Raw genomic sequence first — 14,433 nt, 5'->3', positions numbered from 1 at the left:
TCTGGCCACCAACGAACACGGAGAACACACCAGGTATGTCACACGCAACAGTTCTTGTCATCAACGCCGGATCGTCCACGATCAAATACCAGCTCGTTGACCCCACCTCCGGTGAAGCAATCGCCGGTGGGCTTGTCGAACGCATCGGGGAAAGCAACGGCCTCGTCGAGCACCGTTACCACGGAGAAGAACACAGCGAAGAACTGCCCATCACTGACCACGGTCATGGTCTTCGCGAAGTCCTTCGCCTCTTTGACACCCACGGCCCACGCCTCGCCGACGCCCACATTGTTGCGGTAGGTCACCGAGTCGTTCAAGGCGGATCCGTCTTCCCTCACCCCACCGTTGTCGATGATGACGTTGTCGAAAAAATTCGTGACCTCATTCCCCTTGCCCCGCTCCACAACCCAGGAAGCGTGCGCGGCATCGAGGTGGCACGCGAACTGTTCTCCGACATACCCCACGTCGTTGTCTTCGACACGTCTTTCTTCCAAACGATGCCTGCCTCTGCGTACACCTATGCGCTGCCCAAGGACCTTGCCGCCGAACACTCCATCCGGCGATACGGATTCCACGGCACCAGCCACCAGTACGTCAGTGAACAAGCAGCGCTCCTCCTTGGACGCGACCTCACCTCGTTCAACCAGATCGTGGCACACCTCGGGTCCGGTGCGTCCATCTCAGCAATTGCCGGCGGAACCGCAGTCGACACGTCCATGGGACTTACTCCCTTGGAAGGGCTTGTCATGGGAACGCGCACGGGAGACATGGACCCCGCCATCGTTCTGCACCTGCAACGTGCCGCTGGGCTGAGCATCGACGAAGTCAACACCCTGCTCAACAAAGAGTCAGGGCTCAAAGGACTCTGTGGTAACAACGACTTCCGCGAAGTCCTCGCCATGATCGAGGCAGGGAACCAGGACGCAGCTCTCGCCTTCGACGTGTACGTCCACCGCCTTGTGAAGTACATCGGTTCCTACATGGCTGTCCTGGGAGGTCTTCCTGAGGTCATCACCTTCACCGCCGGGGTAGGAGAGAATAACGCCCTCATCCGCGAACGAGTTGCCGACGCGCTTGCCGGTTTTGGGGTGCGCATCGACAAGGAAGCCAACGCTGTGCGGTCTAAGGAAGCACGGATCGTGTCCACACCTGACTCCACCGTCGCGGTGGCTGTGATCCCCACCAATGAGGAACTCGCCATTGCCCGCCAGACTCTTGCTTTGGTGGAGGCGTAACTGCACGGTGTTGTCGGCGTGGCAATGTACTGATGCCCACCCTGTGTGAACAGGGTGGGCATCAGTACATATGCATCAGTGGGCTTACGCGGGGCGCGGCGCCACGATCGGGTGTTACCCGTCAGTTGCTGGTCGCGAAGACCCAGCGTAGGGGGACACCACCACTTCGATGCGTTGGAACTCCTTGAGTTCGCTGTATCCAGTTGTGGCCATGGCGCGGCGCAATGCCCCGACCATGTTAAGGGTTCCATCTGCCCGGGTTCCGGGGCCAAAGAGGATTTCCTCCAGTGAACCTGCGGTGCCCACGTGTACCCGCTCGCCACGGGGCAGTTGTGGGTGATGCGCTTCTGGCCCCCAGTGCCAACCTTGGCCTGGTGCTTCGCTGGCGCGGGCAAGCCCAGCCCCGATCATGACCGCGTCAGCGCCGACAGCGAACGCCTTGACGAGGTCACCGGAACGGCCAACTCCGCCGTCGGCGATCACGTGGACGTACCGGCCACCAGATTCGTCGAGGTAGTCACGGCGGGCGGCAGCAACATCAGCGACCGCAGTGGCCATGGGGACATGAATGCCTAGCGATGTGCGGGTGGTGTGGGCTGCTCCCCCACCAAATCCCACCAGGACTCCCGCTGCACCGGTGCGCATGAGGTGAAGTGCGGCAGTGTAGGACGCGGCACCACCAACAATGACAGGGACATCAAGCTCGTAAATGAACCGTTTGAGGTTGAGGGGTTCAGCGTGACTGGACACGTGTTCCGCGGACACGGTGGTTCCTCTGATGACAAAGAGGTCGACACCGGCGTCAATGACTTGTTGGGAGAACTCTTGGGTGCGGGCTGGCGACAGCGCCCCCGCAACAGTCACCCCGGCGTTGCGGATGTCTCGCAGCCGCGAGGTAATGAGTTCTGGTTTGATGGGTTCAGCGTAGATTTCTTGCATTCGGGCAGTGGATTGACCTGCAGGTAGGGAGGCAATCTCCGCGAGGAGTGAGGTGGGGTCCTCGTACCGGGTCCATAGCCCTTCCAGGTCAAGGACACCAAGCCCACCAAGTTTGCCCAGTGCAATGGCTGTGTCAGGTGACATGACAGAGTCCATGGGCGCAGCCATGATGGGTAGATCAAAGTGGTAGGCGTCGATTTGCCAGCTGGTCGACACGTCTTGGGGGTCTCGGGTTCGTCGGGAGGGGACCACCGCGATGTCGTCAAAGGTATAGGCGCGCCGTCCCCGCTTGCCTCGGCCAATCTCAATCTCATTGCTCACGTCCCCCAGAGTATCGTGTTTTTCGCGGTCTAGGCGTGGGACGTCACCTCGTGTCAGGGGGAGGTGGCATGCTTGACTGTGCAACGACAGCCGTCGTCAAGTTCCGTGTCATGTGGGCATAGTCAGCATGGCAGCGGACTTTTGGGGAAGGAAAGATCATGGCGTGGACCGATGGGCCATTGCTCGGGTTCGATACGGAAACAACGGGTGTGGACACGGCCCACGACCGGGTAGTAACAGCTGCATTGGTGTTGCGCACCGGTGAGGTCACAACTGTGGACACGTGGTTGATTGACCCTGGCGTTCCCATTCCTGATGAGGCCGCCCGTATTCATGGAATCACCACTGAATACGCCGTTGAGCACGGAGCGAACCCAGTGGACGCGTTGAGTGTGATTGCTGACCGGATCGTTGATCACATGTCGCAAGGGTGGGCATTGGTGGCGTTCAACGCGACGTTTGATGTCTGCATCGTGGAAGCCGAACTGGCCCGACATGGCCTTCCTACCCTTGCGCAGCGGCTAGGCGGTCCGGTGGCTCCTGTCATTGACCCTCTCGTGTTAGATCGTGCTGTTGACCGGTATCGCCGTGGACAGCGCAAGTTGGCGAACTTGTGTTCCGAGTATGGGGTGGAGGACACCGGAACACTCCACACTGCTGATGCTGATGTTGTGGCCACGTTGGATGTGTTGGAGCGGATGGTTGGGCGCCACCCTCGGCTCGCTGCGATGACACTTGACGAGTTGCATGCGTTTCAGGCGCAGGCTCACACACAGTGGGCGACGAACTTCAACACGTGGTTGGCAAAGCAGGGGCGTGTCGCCGATGTGTCACCTGCGTGGTTGGGTGTGGGTGAGAGCGTCCGCCCACACTGACAGTGTCTTGCGGGACCGGAAGTCACGTTGTACCCCGCTGAGGGGATCGGTGAACGCGAGCTGTGAAGACAGGAGTTGCAGCGGGTGACGGTAGTCGTCGGACTCGACGTGGTAGAAGTCCGGGTAATAGTTGTCGTAAACGATCCCTAGCCCCAGTGACGCCATGTGGATGCGTAGTTGGTGCGTTTTTCCGGTGTGCGGGTACAGGGTGTACAAACCGACGTCTTGGACTGCAACGTCGTGACCTGCTGGCAGCGTTGCAGTGTCCGTGAGTGTGACAAGGGTTTCGGTGTTTGGTTCACCGGGCATGGTGTGGGCCCGCATGATTCCGTGTTCTTTGACGATGCGCGATCGGACTGTGGCAGGCAGGTCAACTGCTGGGTTGGTGGGGGCGACAGCCTGGTACACCTTGGTGACTTGTCGTTGTGCAAACAGCTCCTGGTAGGCGCCTCTGAGTTCTCGACGTTTGGTGAAGACGAGCACTCCGGCGGTGAGCCGGTCAAGTCGGTGAGCGGGGCTGAGTTCAGGGTTTCCGGTGTCTTTGCGTAGTCGCACGAGCGCGGTCTCAGTGACGTAGCGCCCTTTGGGTGTTGATGCGAGAAAGTGTGGTTTGTCGATCACGTAGAGGTCGTCGTCTTCGAACAGGACATCGCAGGCAAAGGGGACTTCGGGTTCCGGGTCTGGGTCTCGGTAGAGGTGAATGAGCCCACCAGGGCGGTAGGGGGACTCCAGGGTGAGGGGGCGTCCGATCTCGTCGACGACTTCACCTGCACGCAGTTTTGCCAGGAGGGTATCGGTGTCGTGGGGGAACCGCCAGACGAGAAAATCAGCGATGGTGCGCAAGTCGGCGGGAGCGTGGGGTGGCGCATCGTCTGCCGTGGTCATGGCGGATGGGGCGCCCGTCGCCTCCTTGTCGCGTCCTAGTGCGTCACGGGTGAGGCCCATAGCGTCCCGGGGGCCAGTGACGTGCGGTCGGCGGGAGCGTGGGAGTGGTTCACCCGGGTGAGGCATCTGGAGGCGGACAGGGTTGATTCCGTCGCGCACGGGAAGCGGCGAAGACCGCCGCTTCCGTGCTGAGCGTCGTGCCACGTGGTCACCGGCCGTTGTAGTTGGGTGCCTCCACGGTCATTTTGATGTCGTGGGGGTGAGATTCTTTGAGCCCTGCAGAGGTGATGCGGACGAACTTTCCCCGTTCTTGCAGTTGCGGGATGGTGCGTGCACCCACGTAGAACATGGATTGATGCAGCCCTCCGGTGAGTTGGTAGGCCACTGCGCCGAGTGGGCCACGGTAGGGCACTTGTCCTTCGATGCCTTCGGGAACGATTTTGTCGTCGGAGGAGACGTCTGCTTGGAAGTAACGGTCTTTGGAGTATGAGCGTTTTCCGCGCGAAGCCATGGCTCCGAGTGATCCCATTCCGCGGTAGTGCTTGAACTGTTTGCCGTTGACAAAAACGAGTTCTCCTGGGGATTCGTCGCAGCCGGCGAGGAGGGAGCCAAGCATCACGGTTTCTGCCCCCGCGACAAGGGCTTTGGCGATGTCTCCGGAGTATTGCAGTCCGCCATCAGCGATGACTGGTACGCCCAGTTCGCGGCATGCGCGCGCAGCTTCATAGACGGCTGTTACTTGGGGAACCCCAACCCCTGCGACGACGCGAGTGGTACAGATTGACCCTGGCCCGACACCTACTTTCACGGCGTCGGCCCCGGCTTCTGCCAGTGCCCGCGCCCCGTCATAGGTGGCGACGTTTCCACCGATGACTTGGACATTGCGAAAGAAGGGGTCTTTTTTGATCTTGGTGACCATCTCGAGCAGGAGCCGTGCGTGACCGTTTGCGGTGTCGGCGACAAGGACGTCAGCACCTGCTTCAGCAAGCGCAGTTGCGCGTTCCCAGGCGTCACCGTAGAAACCAATGGCGGCGCCGACCCGGAGTCGCCCTTCGGCGTCTTTGGTGGCATTGGGGTACTGCTGAGTTTTGACAAAGTCTTTGACGGTGATGAGCCCTTGGAGGCGTCCTTGCTCGTCAACGAGAGGAAGCTTTTCGATGCGGTGTTTCGCGAGGAGGTTCGCCGCGTCGTCGCGGGCGATGCCGACCTTACCTGTGATGAGCGGCATGGGGGTCATCACGTCACGCACTGTGGTCGTCAGGTACGCCTCAGGTTTGACGAATCGCAGGTCACGGTTGGTGATGATCCCGAGCAACGTGTTGTTGTCGTCCACGACAGGAAGCCCGGAGACTCGGTATTGTCCGCACAGGTTGTCGAGTTCTTCGATGGTGGCGTTGGGCCCCACCGTGACTGGGTCGGTGATCATTCCGGATTCAGAACGTTTGACCATGTCGACGTTGCGGGCTTGCTCGTCAATGGACAGGTTGCGGTGAATGATCCCGATGCCACCTTGGCGTGCCATAGCAATGGCCATACGCGCTTCGGTGACGGTGTCCATGGCTGCAGACACGAGGGGGACAGACAGGGTGATGTCTTTGGTCAGTCGCGTTGTCGTGTCGACCTCGGAGGGGATGACGTCTGTTTCATTGGGGAGGAGAAGAACGTCATCGTAGGTGAGGCCAAGGAATCCGAAGGGGTCGTGCGATGCGTGGGACGTCGTCATATCTGAATACTACGTGGCCGACTGGGGTTTCTGGCAGCCTAGCGCTCACAGTGAGACTAGTGCCACGGTGGTGTTCTTCACGGTGGCACCTTCTGTGTTATTCACTGTGTGCTGTTGTCGTTCCAGTAGTCGGGGGCGCTTGCTCGATTACCGGCTGCGGCGGCAACTTCGTGGAAGAGCGCGGTGAATGACCGGATCCGGGATACGTGGGGCCGGGAGATGAGTTCGCCGAGGTCGATGTCCGGCCCTAGCCCGAGGAAGGTGGGCAGGTCGGGGTGGACGTCGACGAGTGTGCGAATGACAGACAGGTCAGGGGCCCGGTGAGTGGAGACGAAGACCACGGCGGCAGGGCGCACCATGGTGACAAGTTCGGTCACCCGGTGTTCGTTTTCTGGCCCAATGATGATGTGAGCGTTGTGGTTGTTCGCAAGGAGCGCTGCGGTGAGGACGTGTGCGGGCAATGCAAGAGTGTCGTTGGGGGGTGCGAAGACGAGCACAATATTGCGCAGGCGCGACGGGTGTGGTCGCGACCCTTGGGGGTTACGCGCGTCCAGGGCTCTGGTGAACCGTCGCAGTTGTGACAGGGCGAGGTTCCCCACGAGGAGGTGAGGATTTTGTCCGGGTCGAGCAAGGACAGTGTGGCTGGCAAGGCGGTCAAGAGCAGGCCGGACTAGTTGTTTCCACCATGCGATCACGTTGTCATCGGGGTCGACTTGGAGCAGGGTGGTGCAGGCGAGCTCGTTGTCTTGCAGGGCCTCTTTGACCAGTTCCGTGCACCGTTCTGGGTAGCTAAGTTGGTGGGGTGTTTCTGGTGCAGAGCGCGCAACGCGCAGACGGGAGATCGATGCACCGGTGTTCCTGGCTTCCGGCGCATCTTGTGGTGTGGCGGATTGGGAAGGCGCTGGGTCACTCGAGGACGCTGATGGTAGGGAGGAAGCACTGGGGCCACTTGGGGTGTCAGTCAGCCGTGTGGGTTTGAGTCCTGATTGGCTAAGCGCGTCATCGAGGTCGCGTTCGACTGTCACGTAGTCAAGTTCGTCTGCGTTAAGTTCCTGGGCGGCTTGTGCCGCCTCGCTTCCCGATGCTCCCTTGAGGACCCAGGTTCGCATCACCATGAGCCGCGCTACATCTTGTGCGCTGTAGCGTCGGTGCGATCCCAAGGAGTGGGCAGATGGGCCGAGGCCGTAGCGGCGGTCCCAGGTCCGTAAAGTTGATGGCGCCACTCCGAGTCGTTGGGCCACTGCCGCAACACTGAGTGCCGGATTGTGCTGTCGCGTCACCCGTGGATTCCTCGCTCCCATGATGTCCCCCTCGCCCCTTCATCGATGCGGTGTGGGCCGTGCGATGAGGGTTGTTCGGCACCGTGGCTGCGTTAAGTGCAGCTCTGTGCACGTTGTGTCTCGGACGTTACGTGGCTGTCTCTTGGTCTGTTCTAGAACTCCATCATGCCGAAGCTCACCTCTCTTCGCATGTCGAGAAACGCGTCAAAACCGATTCATCTGACGACGATGGCACCCAGACGGCCCCACTAACCAGTTCACATATTGTTCAGATTGTTGTCTCTTTGAGGATGCTCGGTGAACAGAGTCGTTTTCTACGGCCCTATTGATCACCCTCGCGATCTCTATCGGCGCACACATGCTCAGAGTCGAGGGAAAGAACGTGTCGAATCGCGTCTGACAACCCCCTTTCATGGATAGCAGTCCCCAAAACTGCCTGAGATGCGCTCATTTTCGCCAAAATTCATAGGTAAAACGTCCCCCATCGTGACGCGAACAACTTTTCACCCGCACGAATCACTTTTGAACAACTGTCGAATCGATATACGGTGGATGCATCAAGCGCGAAATAACACGTGATCCTCACCACAACGGTGGGACCATCGAAGGGAGCACACGATGACGGATGTCTCACGTCTGCCAGGGCCAGTCATGGAACTCTGGGAATGGCAGTACCAAGGCGCATGCCGCGACGTCGAAGACACCCTCTTCTTCCACCCCGAAGGCGAACGTGGATCCTCGCGCCGTCGTCGGGCAGAAAAGGCCAAAGCAATTTGCGCAACATGCCCCGTCATGATGGAGTGCCGCGAGCAGTCCCTGAAAGTGCGTGAACCCTACGGTGTGTGGGGTGGCCTCTCAGAGGATGAGCGCCACGCAATTCTCGCGGAACGGGACCGGCAGGCCGCAGAAGTCACCCGCATCGCCTAACGCCGTCGTGCGGCAGAGGTCGGGACGCAGTCCAGGGCGTCCCACCCCCGCACGTTTCACACCTGTGGTGCGGCAAACACCACAGAGACAAGAAAAACTCGGTGATCGACGCAGTCCAGGGCGTCGATCACCGAGTTTTTTGTCAGCGAAGAAGAATCAGCCGACGATCGCGAGCACGTCGCGAGCAGAAAGAATCAGGTATTCCTCGCCAGCGTACTTGATCTCAGTTCCGCCGTACTTGGAGTAAATGACCTTGTCGCCAACGTTGACATCAACCGGAATGCGGTTGCCTTTGTCATCGATGCGACCAGGACCTACTGCAAGAACTTCACCTTCCTGAGGCTTTTCCTTTGCAGTGTCTGGGATAACAAGACCGGAAGGCAACGTGGTTTCAGCTTCAAGAGCCTTGACCACAATCCGGTCCTCGAGCGGCTTGATGGAGACCGACACGCGGACCACCCTTTCGCGTTGAGTTGACTGGTTAGTTTGTCAGCGCAGTCACTAGCACACCGCCGTCGCGGGGGCCGGTGCCTCTAGAGAACTGCTCCACTGTCTAATGTAGGGCCCGATTAGCACTCGGTCAAGGCGAGTGCCAATGCAGGGGATAAAGAAAACATGTGAGGATGGACAGGTGCCGCTCATCGAAGAACTCATGACCCCTGAAGGCGAAGAACTACTCGCCCACGTCACCCCCTATTCCCCCGACCGGATCCTGCCCCTCACTCAGTCACTGCGCAATCAGGGTTACCATCCTGACCTCATCGCACTGGCCTTCACCCAAGCACAACTGCGCGCACAAGCCACCACAAAGTTTGGACCGTTCGCCGAACGGATGCTCTTCACCCGTGACGGCCTAGAACAAGCCACCCGGCTCTCAGTCGCCGTACACCACGCCCGGCGCTTCACCAACGCCGGCATCACCATCATGGCAGACATCACCGCCGGAATCGGAGCGGACTCTCTCGCCTTTGGAGCCAGCGGGCTCCATGTCCACGCAGTGGAAAAGGACCACACGACCGCGCTCATCGCCGCACACAACGTGCGTCCTTTCCCCGAGGTCCATGTGACACACGGTGATGGTCTTGACTATGTCACCTCCGGTGCACCCGTCGCCGGGATCTACGCCGACCCTGCACGCCGCCAGCAGGGCAAACGCCTCTTTGATCCCGCAGCACACCACCCCCCACTTCCTGCAGTATGGGACCTCGCTGCCCGCGTCAACGGAGCGTTAGGCGTCAAAGTGGGGCCTGGCATCAACCACGAGGACATCCCCGCCGACACCGAAGCGCAATGGGTTTCAGTCAGCGGCGAGGTCGTCGAAGCGGGCATCTGGTTCGGGCCACTAGCCCAGCATCGTGGCCACACGGCCCTCCTCATCAATGCAGAAGGACACCATCACACCTTCACCGCACACCCCAGCAACACCGAACCAGAAATTGCCGCCCCTGGCCACTACGGCACCACCCTCATCGAACCAGACGGCGCCCTCATCCGCGCAGGTCTCGTCGCTGACCTTGCCCAACGCATCGGCGCGCAATTACTTGACCCACACATCGCCTATCTCACCACCGACAGCGACCATATCCCGCTGGCCGACGGCGTCCGCCTCGGGCGGGCCTACCAGATCACCGATGTGCTTCCTTACACAGTGAAAAACCTGCGCGGCTACTTGCGGGAACGTAAAGTGGGGTCGGTAGAGATCAAAAAACGTGGCGTCGACATCACACCCGAAAAACTCCGCCCCCAACTGGGTTTGGCTGGCCCCAACCGGGCCACCGTCATTCTCACTCGGGTGAAGGACAGTCGCATCGCCATGATTGGGCACCCACTGTAGGGAGAAACCATGTCCACTATTGAGTTTCAGCGTTCCGAGCGCTCCACCATCGGCATTGAGTGGGAGCTCGCCTTAGTGGATAAGGACTCCGGCGACCTGCGACAAGTCGCACAAACAATTCTGGACGCAGTCACCCCGGAAGGCGGCGGGCAACACCCCCACATTCGTCAAGAACTCCTTCTCAACACCGTGGAAATTGTCACCGGAGTGTGCCGCACGGTCAAGGAAGCCGGAGATGATCTCGCATTGTCGATCGAGCAGTTACGAGGCATTACCGACCCTTTGCGAGTGGAATTGATGTGCGCTGGAACCCACCCCTTTGCCCGGTGGTCAAACCAGAAAGTCACCGACAAACAACGGTATGCCACCCTCATCGACCGCACCCAATGGTGGGGCCGACAAATGCTCATTTACGGGATTCATGTCCATGTCGGCATTGAAGACCACCGCAAGGTTCTGCCGATCATGCGGGCGATGATGACCTACTTCGGGCACATGCAATCTCTGTCTGCCAGTTCCCCGTTCTGGGGCGGGAAAGACACATCCTATGCGTCCAACCGTGCGCTGATGTTTCAACAATTGCCGACCGCAGGGCTTCCGTTTCAGTTTGACGACTGGGGTCAACTGGAAGCCTATGTTGATGACATGCTGAAGGTTGGAGTGATCGACCAGTTTGATGAGGTTCGCTGGGATTTACGCCCTTCCCCCCGGTACGGAACCATTGAAACCCGGATTGCCGACGGGTGCTCCAACCTCACTGAAGTCCTTGCCCTAGCAGCCCTCACCCAATGCTTGGTAGAACACTTTTCCTCCCTGCTCGATGAAGGCAAACCGTTGCCCACCATGCAACCGTGGTTCATTCAAGAAAACAAATGGCGCTCAGCACGGTACGGAATGGATGCCATCCTTATTCTCAATGCGCAGGGCGACGAAGAACTCGTCACCAACGATCTTCCTCGCCTCATGACGATGCTTGAACCAACAGCAGAACGCCTCGGCTGCCTTGACCAACTTCAACACATCGACACGATGATGCGTAAAGGTGCGTCCTACCAACGTCAGCGCGCCGTTGCTCGCCGCCATGGTGGTGACCTGGGGGCGGTGGTGGATCATCTTGTCCGCGAGATGCGGGCCGGCAAACCGTTGTAGCCTGCCCCACTCATACACCCGTTAGACGTGTGTGACTGTCAGTGGCATGGAGGAGTCCACGGGAATGTCGAGTGCTGATGGCGCCACGTTCGCGGCCACCATGTTCGCTCCGAGTGCCGCAATCATCGCGCCGTTGTCGGTGCAATACCGGATCGGTGGGATCCGCAAAGTTATTCCCGCTTCAGCGCACCGCTCGGCCGCCATATCGCGCAGTTGCGAGTTCGCAGAGAAACCACCACCAATGACGAGGGTATCCACATCGTGCCGTTGGCAGGCCGCCAGTGTCTTCGCGGTGAGAACGTCAGCGACAGCGTCTGCAAACGAGGCAGCCACATCGTTAAGGGGGATCTCCAGTCCTTGGTCATGGCGTGCTTCTACCCACCGCGCAACAGAGGTTTTCAGCCCGGAAAAAGAAAAATCGTCTTGGTGTTTTTCCTTGTCCCGACCCTTGGTTAATGCGCGAGGGAAGCGAATGGCCTGAGGGTCACCTTCTCGGGCAAGTTTGTCGATGTGCGGTCCGCCTGGGTAGGGCAGCCCGAGCAGGCGGCCCACTTTGTCGAAGGCTTCACCGGCGGCGTCGTCCAGGGTGGATCCCAGTTCCTCCACATCGCGTGCGATGTCATTGACCAGCAATAAGGATGAGTGTCCACCGGAAACAACCAGGGAGAGGAACCGGTCGGGGAAGGCGCCGTGGACAAGTTGATCCACCGCTGCGTGACCAACAACGTGGTTCACGCCGTAAAGGGGGCGGTTGATCGCTACTGCGAGCGCTTTGGCTGCCGATGCGCCGATGGTGAGTGGTCCCACGAGGCCGGGTCCTGCGGTGACCGCGACGGCGTCGACGTCGGTGAGATCAACGTGCGCTTCGTCTAGTGCCTGTCGGATGGTGGGGATCATGGCTTCCAGGTGTGCGCGGGATGCCACTTCGGGGATGATTCCGCCGAACCGGGCGTGTTCATCCATTGAGCTGGCGACCGCGTCGAAGAGGAGCTCGTGTCCGCGCACGAGTGCCACGCCTGTTTCGTCACAGGATGTTTCAATACCCAAGATGAGTGGGTTGGTCATAGGGGCACCTCGGTGGTGGTGGGGTTGGTTGCTAGGGTTCGGTGTGATTGCCGGTCGCCACGGGCCGGTGCGGGTCGTGTGACCATTGCGACCATGACCCGGGGTAGAGTGCGGCTTCGATTCCGAGGGAGGCGAGCACGGCGATTGCGTGGGCGGCTGTCACTCCCGACCCGCAGTACACAGCCAGTGGTTGGTCGGCGCTTGCGATAAGCCCGTCGGTGTCGAGGTCGGCGTGGCTGGGGTCGATGACTCCGGCATCAGTGAGGATGTCGGTGAGGTCGGCTGCGGGTTTGAGGTGCCCGGCCTCGTCGATGAAGTGGGCGGTGGGTGTGTTGAGCGCTCCGGGGATGTGTCCGGCGCGGGGGTCGATGGGTTCTTCTTCTCCGCTGTAGCGGTGAGGGGCACGCGCGTCCAGGAGAATGCCGTGTTCTGGGAAGTGTTCGGCGTCGTCGGTGGTGATGGTGGGCATGTGTCCACCGGTCAGGGTGATGGTTGTGGGGTCAACGGTGTCAAATCCTTGGGTGAGGCTGTGGCCTTGCTTAGTCCATGCGTCGAGTCCGCCGTCCAGGATTGTGACGTCAGTGAGACCTGCCCATCGTAGGAGCCACCAGGCGCGGGCTGCTGACATTCCTCCGACAGTGTCATAGACCACGACGGGGATGTCGGGGGTGATGCCCCACGCACGGATTGATTCGGTCAGTGCTTGTAGGGAGGGAAGTGGGTGGCGTCCAGCTTCGGGGCTTGCGGGGGCCGCGAGTTGGGTGTCGAGGTCAGCGTAGAGCGCTCCGGGGATGTGCCCGGCTTCGTAGCGTTCGCGCCCGTCGTTGCGGCCGAGTTGCCACCGCACGTCGAGGATGCGCGGTGGGTGTGGTGAGTTGAGGCGGGTGTGGAGGTCGCTGACGGTTGTCCACACGTGCGCGCGTTGCGTGTGGTGGTGGGGTGTGGTCACTGTGGATCCTCCATGGTGATCGCTTCACGTCCCACGGGCCCGGGGTGTGAGGTGTGGTCGGTGAGGGGACGTTGCATGACGTAGGCGTCAATGTTGCCGGGTTGGTAGTAGCGTTTCCGGGTGGTGATGGTGTGGAATCCTCGGCGTGTGTAGAGCTCAATGGCACGGTCGTTGGTGACGGCTACCTCCAGGAGCACAGCGTGTGCGCCAAGGTGACGGGCTCGGTCGATGAGTGCGTCAAGGAGGGCTGCGCCGATGTGGAGTCCTTGGGCGGCGGGGTCGACTCCGATCGTCATGATTTGGGCGACGTCACCGTCGAACCAAAGACCTGCATACCCTACGACGGTGTCACCACCGGCAACGTCTTTGACGTCGTGTTCGGCGACGATGTACCAGCGACCGTGGGTGGCCAGTTCTTGCGCAAATGCCCCGTAACTCCACGCGCTGGCGTCAAAGAGTGTCACCTCAAGTTCGATGATCCGATCGAGGTCCCGGCTGGCCATGGGGCGTAACCGCACCACGCCACGTTCGGTGACAATGTCGTTGATGTGGGTGTGTGTCATGAGGCGGTCGCACGCTTACGTTCCGCTGGCACTTGTGCATCAGGGCGGCGCAAGTAGAGGGGCGTGGCAGGTTGGTCCTCGTTGAGGCGAGCAAGCGCCAATCGTGCCAGGGTCGTGGTGCTGGGACGGGTGGGCGCATCGGCGATTGTGTCAATCCCCAGCTGCTCGCGGTAAAGGTGGGCACCTGCACCGACCACAACAGACTCGTTGAGCTGGCCGGAGGCTGCAAGGTCAGCGGGGTAGGCGACACTCGGTGCGTCCAGGGGGGTGATTGTGCCTTGGGGTGTCACGGTGTAGGTCGCCCAATACACTTCTTTGCGGCGTGCATCGCTGAGCGCTGCAATGCGTTGACCGGCGGTCAGTCCCAGGGTCTGGGCTGTGTCTGCGGCGATTGCATCCAGTGAGCATACCCCGTAGAGCGGGACGTCGCGTGCAAACGCGAACGTGTGGGCGGTGACCAAACCAACACGCAATCCGGTGAAAGGTGCAGGACCGCGACCAGCGACAACGGCGGTTAGGTCCTCAGGTGTGAGGCGCGCTGTGTCGAGGAGCCGGACGATGAGGGGCATCAGTTCTTCCGCGTGCCGTCGTTCTTGCGCCACGGTGTCGCTGGCAAGTTCTTCTCCCTGGGGCGAGACGAGGGATGCGCTGACAGCTGCGGAGGTGTCAATACTGAGAATCGCCATGG

The 14,433-nt window shown here is 60.4% G+C and carries 14 protein-coding genes; 5 read left to right on the top strand and 9 right to left on the bottom strand.

Annotated features, from left to right (window positions below; all coding sequences use genetic code 11):
• Nucleotides 1-35: 35 nt before the first annotated feature.
• A complete protein-coding gene (locus JDEN_RS03225; RefSeq protein WP_015770934.1) occupies nt 36-1,235 on the top strand; it encodes an acetate/propionate family kinase in 1,200 nt (399 codons plus the stop codon).
• A 114-nt stretch (nt 1,236-1,349) separates the two neighbouring features.
• On the opposite strand, the gene JDEN_RS03220 is transcribed toward JDEN_RS03225, so the two are convergent.
• Nucleotides 1,350-2,495: a GuaB3 family IMP dehydrogenase-related protein gene (locus JDEN_RS03220; protein WP_015770933.1), complete on the bottom strand. Its 1,146-nt coding sequence runs from the start codon at nt 2,493-2,495 to the stop codon at nt 1,350-1,352.
• 158 nt (nt 2,496-2,653) lie between these two features.
• Between JDEN_RS03220 and JDEN_RS03215 the strand changes: the two genes are divergently transcribed.
• Nucleotides 2,654-3,370, top strand: coding sequence for an exonuclease domain-containing protein (locus JDEN_RS03215; protein WP_015770932.1), 717 nt, complete (start codon nt 2,654-2,656; stop codon nt 3,368-3,370).
• Here the strand turns inward: JDEN_RS03215 and JDEN_RS03210 are convergent.
• The 3 genes from JDEN_RS03210 to JDEN_RS14045 form a co-directional block, all read right to left on the bottom strand.
• On the bottom strand, nt 3,326-4,459 hold the full coding sequence (locus JDEN_RS03210; RefSeq protein WP_226926610.1) for a pseudouridine synthase: 1,134 nt from the start codon (nt 4,457-4,459) through the stop codon (nt 3,326-3,328). The genes JDEN_RS03215 and JDEN_RS03210 overlap by 45 nt on opposite strands.
• Nucleotides 4,460-4,463: 4 nt before the next feature.
• Nucleotides 4,464-5,978, bottom strand: a complete 1,515-nt coding sequence (gene guaB, locus JDEN_RS03205; protein ID WP_015770930.1) for an IMP dehydrogenase — start codon at nt 5,976-5,978, stop codon at nt 4,464-4,466.
• A 101-nt stretch (nt 5,979-6,079) separates the two neighbouring features.
• Nucleotides 6,080-7,258: a MerR family transcriptional regulator gene (locus JDEN_RS14045; RefSeq protein ID WP_049754409.1), complete on the bottom strand. Its 1,179-nt coding sequence runs from the start codon at nt 7,256-7,258 to the stop codon at nt 6,080-6,082.
• 618 nt (nt 7,259-7,876) lie between these two features.
• On the opposite strand from JDEN_RS14045, the gene JDEN_RS03195 reads away from it, so the two are divergent.
• A complete protein-coding gene (locus tag JDEN_RS03195) occupies nt 7,877-8,185 on the top strand; it encodes a WhiB family transcriptional regulator (RefSeq protein WP_015770928.1) in 309 nt (102 codons plus the stop codon).
• Between the two features lie 156 nt (nt 8,186-8,341).
• Here JDEN_RS03195 and groES read toward each other — a convergent pair whose 3' ends face one another.
• On the bottom strand, nt 8,342-8,635 hold the full coding sequence (gene groES, locus JDEN_RS03190) for a co-chaperone GroES (RefSeq protein ID WP_015770927.1): 294 nt from the start codon (nt 8,633-8,635) through the stop codon (nt 8,342-8,344).
• 181 nt (nt 8,636-8,816) lie between these two features.
• Between groES and JDEN_RS03185 the strand changes: the two genes are divergently transcribed.
• Both JDEN_RS03185 and JDEN_RS03180 read left to right on the top strand, forming a co-directional pair.
• Nucleotides 8,817-10,019 (top strand): THUMP-like domain-containing protein, encoded by a 1,203-nt coding sequence (locus tag JDEN_RS03185; RefSeq protein ID WP_226926611.1) that lies wholly within the window; start codon nt 8,817-8,819, stop codon nt 10,017-10,019.
• A gap of 9 nt (nt 10,020-10,028) precedes the next feature.
• Complete coding sequence (locus JDEN_RS03180) at nt 10,029-11,168, top strand: glutamate--cysteine ligase (protein WP_015770925.1); 1,140 nt, start codon at nt 10,029-10,031, stop codon at nt 11,166-11,168.
• Nucleotides 11,169-11,189: 21 nt separating this feature from the next.
• Here the strand turns inward: JDEN_RS03180 and tsaD are convergent, their stop codons facing one another.
• The 4 genes from tsaD to tsaB are packed head-to-tail and all read right to left on the bottom strand — an operon-like array spanning nt 11,190 to nt 14,431.
• The gene (gene tsaD / locus JDEN_RS03175; RefSeq protein ID WP_015770924.1) at nt 11,190-12,233 is read right to left on the bottom strand and encodes a tRNA (adenosine(37)-N6)-threonylcarbamoyltransferase complex transferase subunit TsaD; all 1,044 of its coding nucleotides are present in this window, start codon (nt 12,231-12,233) and stop codon (nt 11,190-11,192) included.
• Between the two features lie 31 nt (nt 12,234-12,264).
• Nucleotides 12,265-13,182: a sulfurtransferase gene (locus tag JDEN_RS03170; protein WP_015770923.1), complete on the bottom strand. Its 918-nt coding sequence runs from the start codon at nt 13,180-13,182 to the stop codon at nt 12,265-12,267.
• The gene (rimI, locus tag JDEN_RS03165) at nt 13,179-13,745 is read right to left on the bottom strand and encodes a ribosomal protein S18-alanine N-acetyltransferase (protein WP_015770922.1); all 567 of its coding nucleotides are present in this window, start codon (nt 13,743-13,745) and stop codon (nt 13,179-13,181) included. The genes JDEN_RS03170 and rimI overlap by 4 nt, the downstream gene beginning before the upstream one ends.
• A complete protein-coding gene (gene tsaB, locus JDEN_RS03160; protein WP_015770921.1) occupies nt 13,742-14,431 on the bottom strand; it encodes a tRNA (adenosine(37)-N6)-threonylcarbamoyltransferase complex dimerization subunit type 1 TsaB in 690 nt (229 codons plus the stop codon). The genes rimI and tsaB overlap by 4 nt, the downstream gene beginning before the upstream one ends.
• Nucleotides 14,432-14,433 lie beyond the last annotated feature (2 nt).

Source organism: Jonesia denitrificans DSM 20603 (genome assembly GCF_000024065.1).
GTDB classification, from domain to species: domain Bacteria; phylum Actinomycetota; class Actinomycetes; order Actinomycetales; family Cellulomonadaceae; genus Jonesia; species Jonesia denitrificans.
The sequence above is the reverse complement of the archived record's forward strand: the minus strand, read 5'-3'. Positions and strand labels throughout refer to the sequence as shown.

Excerpts from the sequence above, each read along its gene's own strand:
- JDEN_RS03215 (WP_015770932.1), top strand. The coding sequence starts at position 2,654 with ATGGCGTGGACCGATGGGCCATTGCTCGGGTTCGATACGGAAACAACG.
- guaB (WP_015770930.1), bottom strand. The coding sequence starts at position 5,978 with ATGACGACGTCCCACGCATCGCACGACCCCTTCGGATTCCTTGGCCTC.
- tsaB (WP_015770921.1), bottom strand. The coding sequence starts at position 14,431 with ATGGCGATTCTCAGTATTGACACCTCCGCAGCTGTCAGCGCATCCCTC.
- rimI (WP_015770922.1), bottom strand. The coding sequence starts at position 13,745 with ATGACACACACCCACATCAACGACATTGTCACCGAACGTGGCGTGGTG.
- JDEN_RS03180 (WP_015770925.1), top strand. The coding sequence starts at position 10,029 with ATGTCCACTATTGAGTTTCAGCGTTCCGAGCGCTCCACCATCGGCATT.
- JDEN_RS03225 (WP_015770934.1), top strand. The coding sequence starts at position 36 with ATGTCACACGCAACAGTTCTTGTCATCAACGCCGGATCGTCCACGATC.
- tsaD (WP_015770924.1), bottom strand. The coding sequence starts at position 12,233 with ATGACCAACCCACTCATCTTGGGTATTGAAACATCCTGTGACGAAACA.
- JDEN_RS03195 (WP_015770928.1), top strand. The coding sequence starts at position 7,877 with ATGACGGATGTCTCACGTCTGCCAGGGCCAGTCATGGAACTCTGGGAA.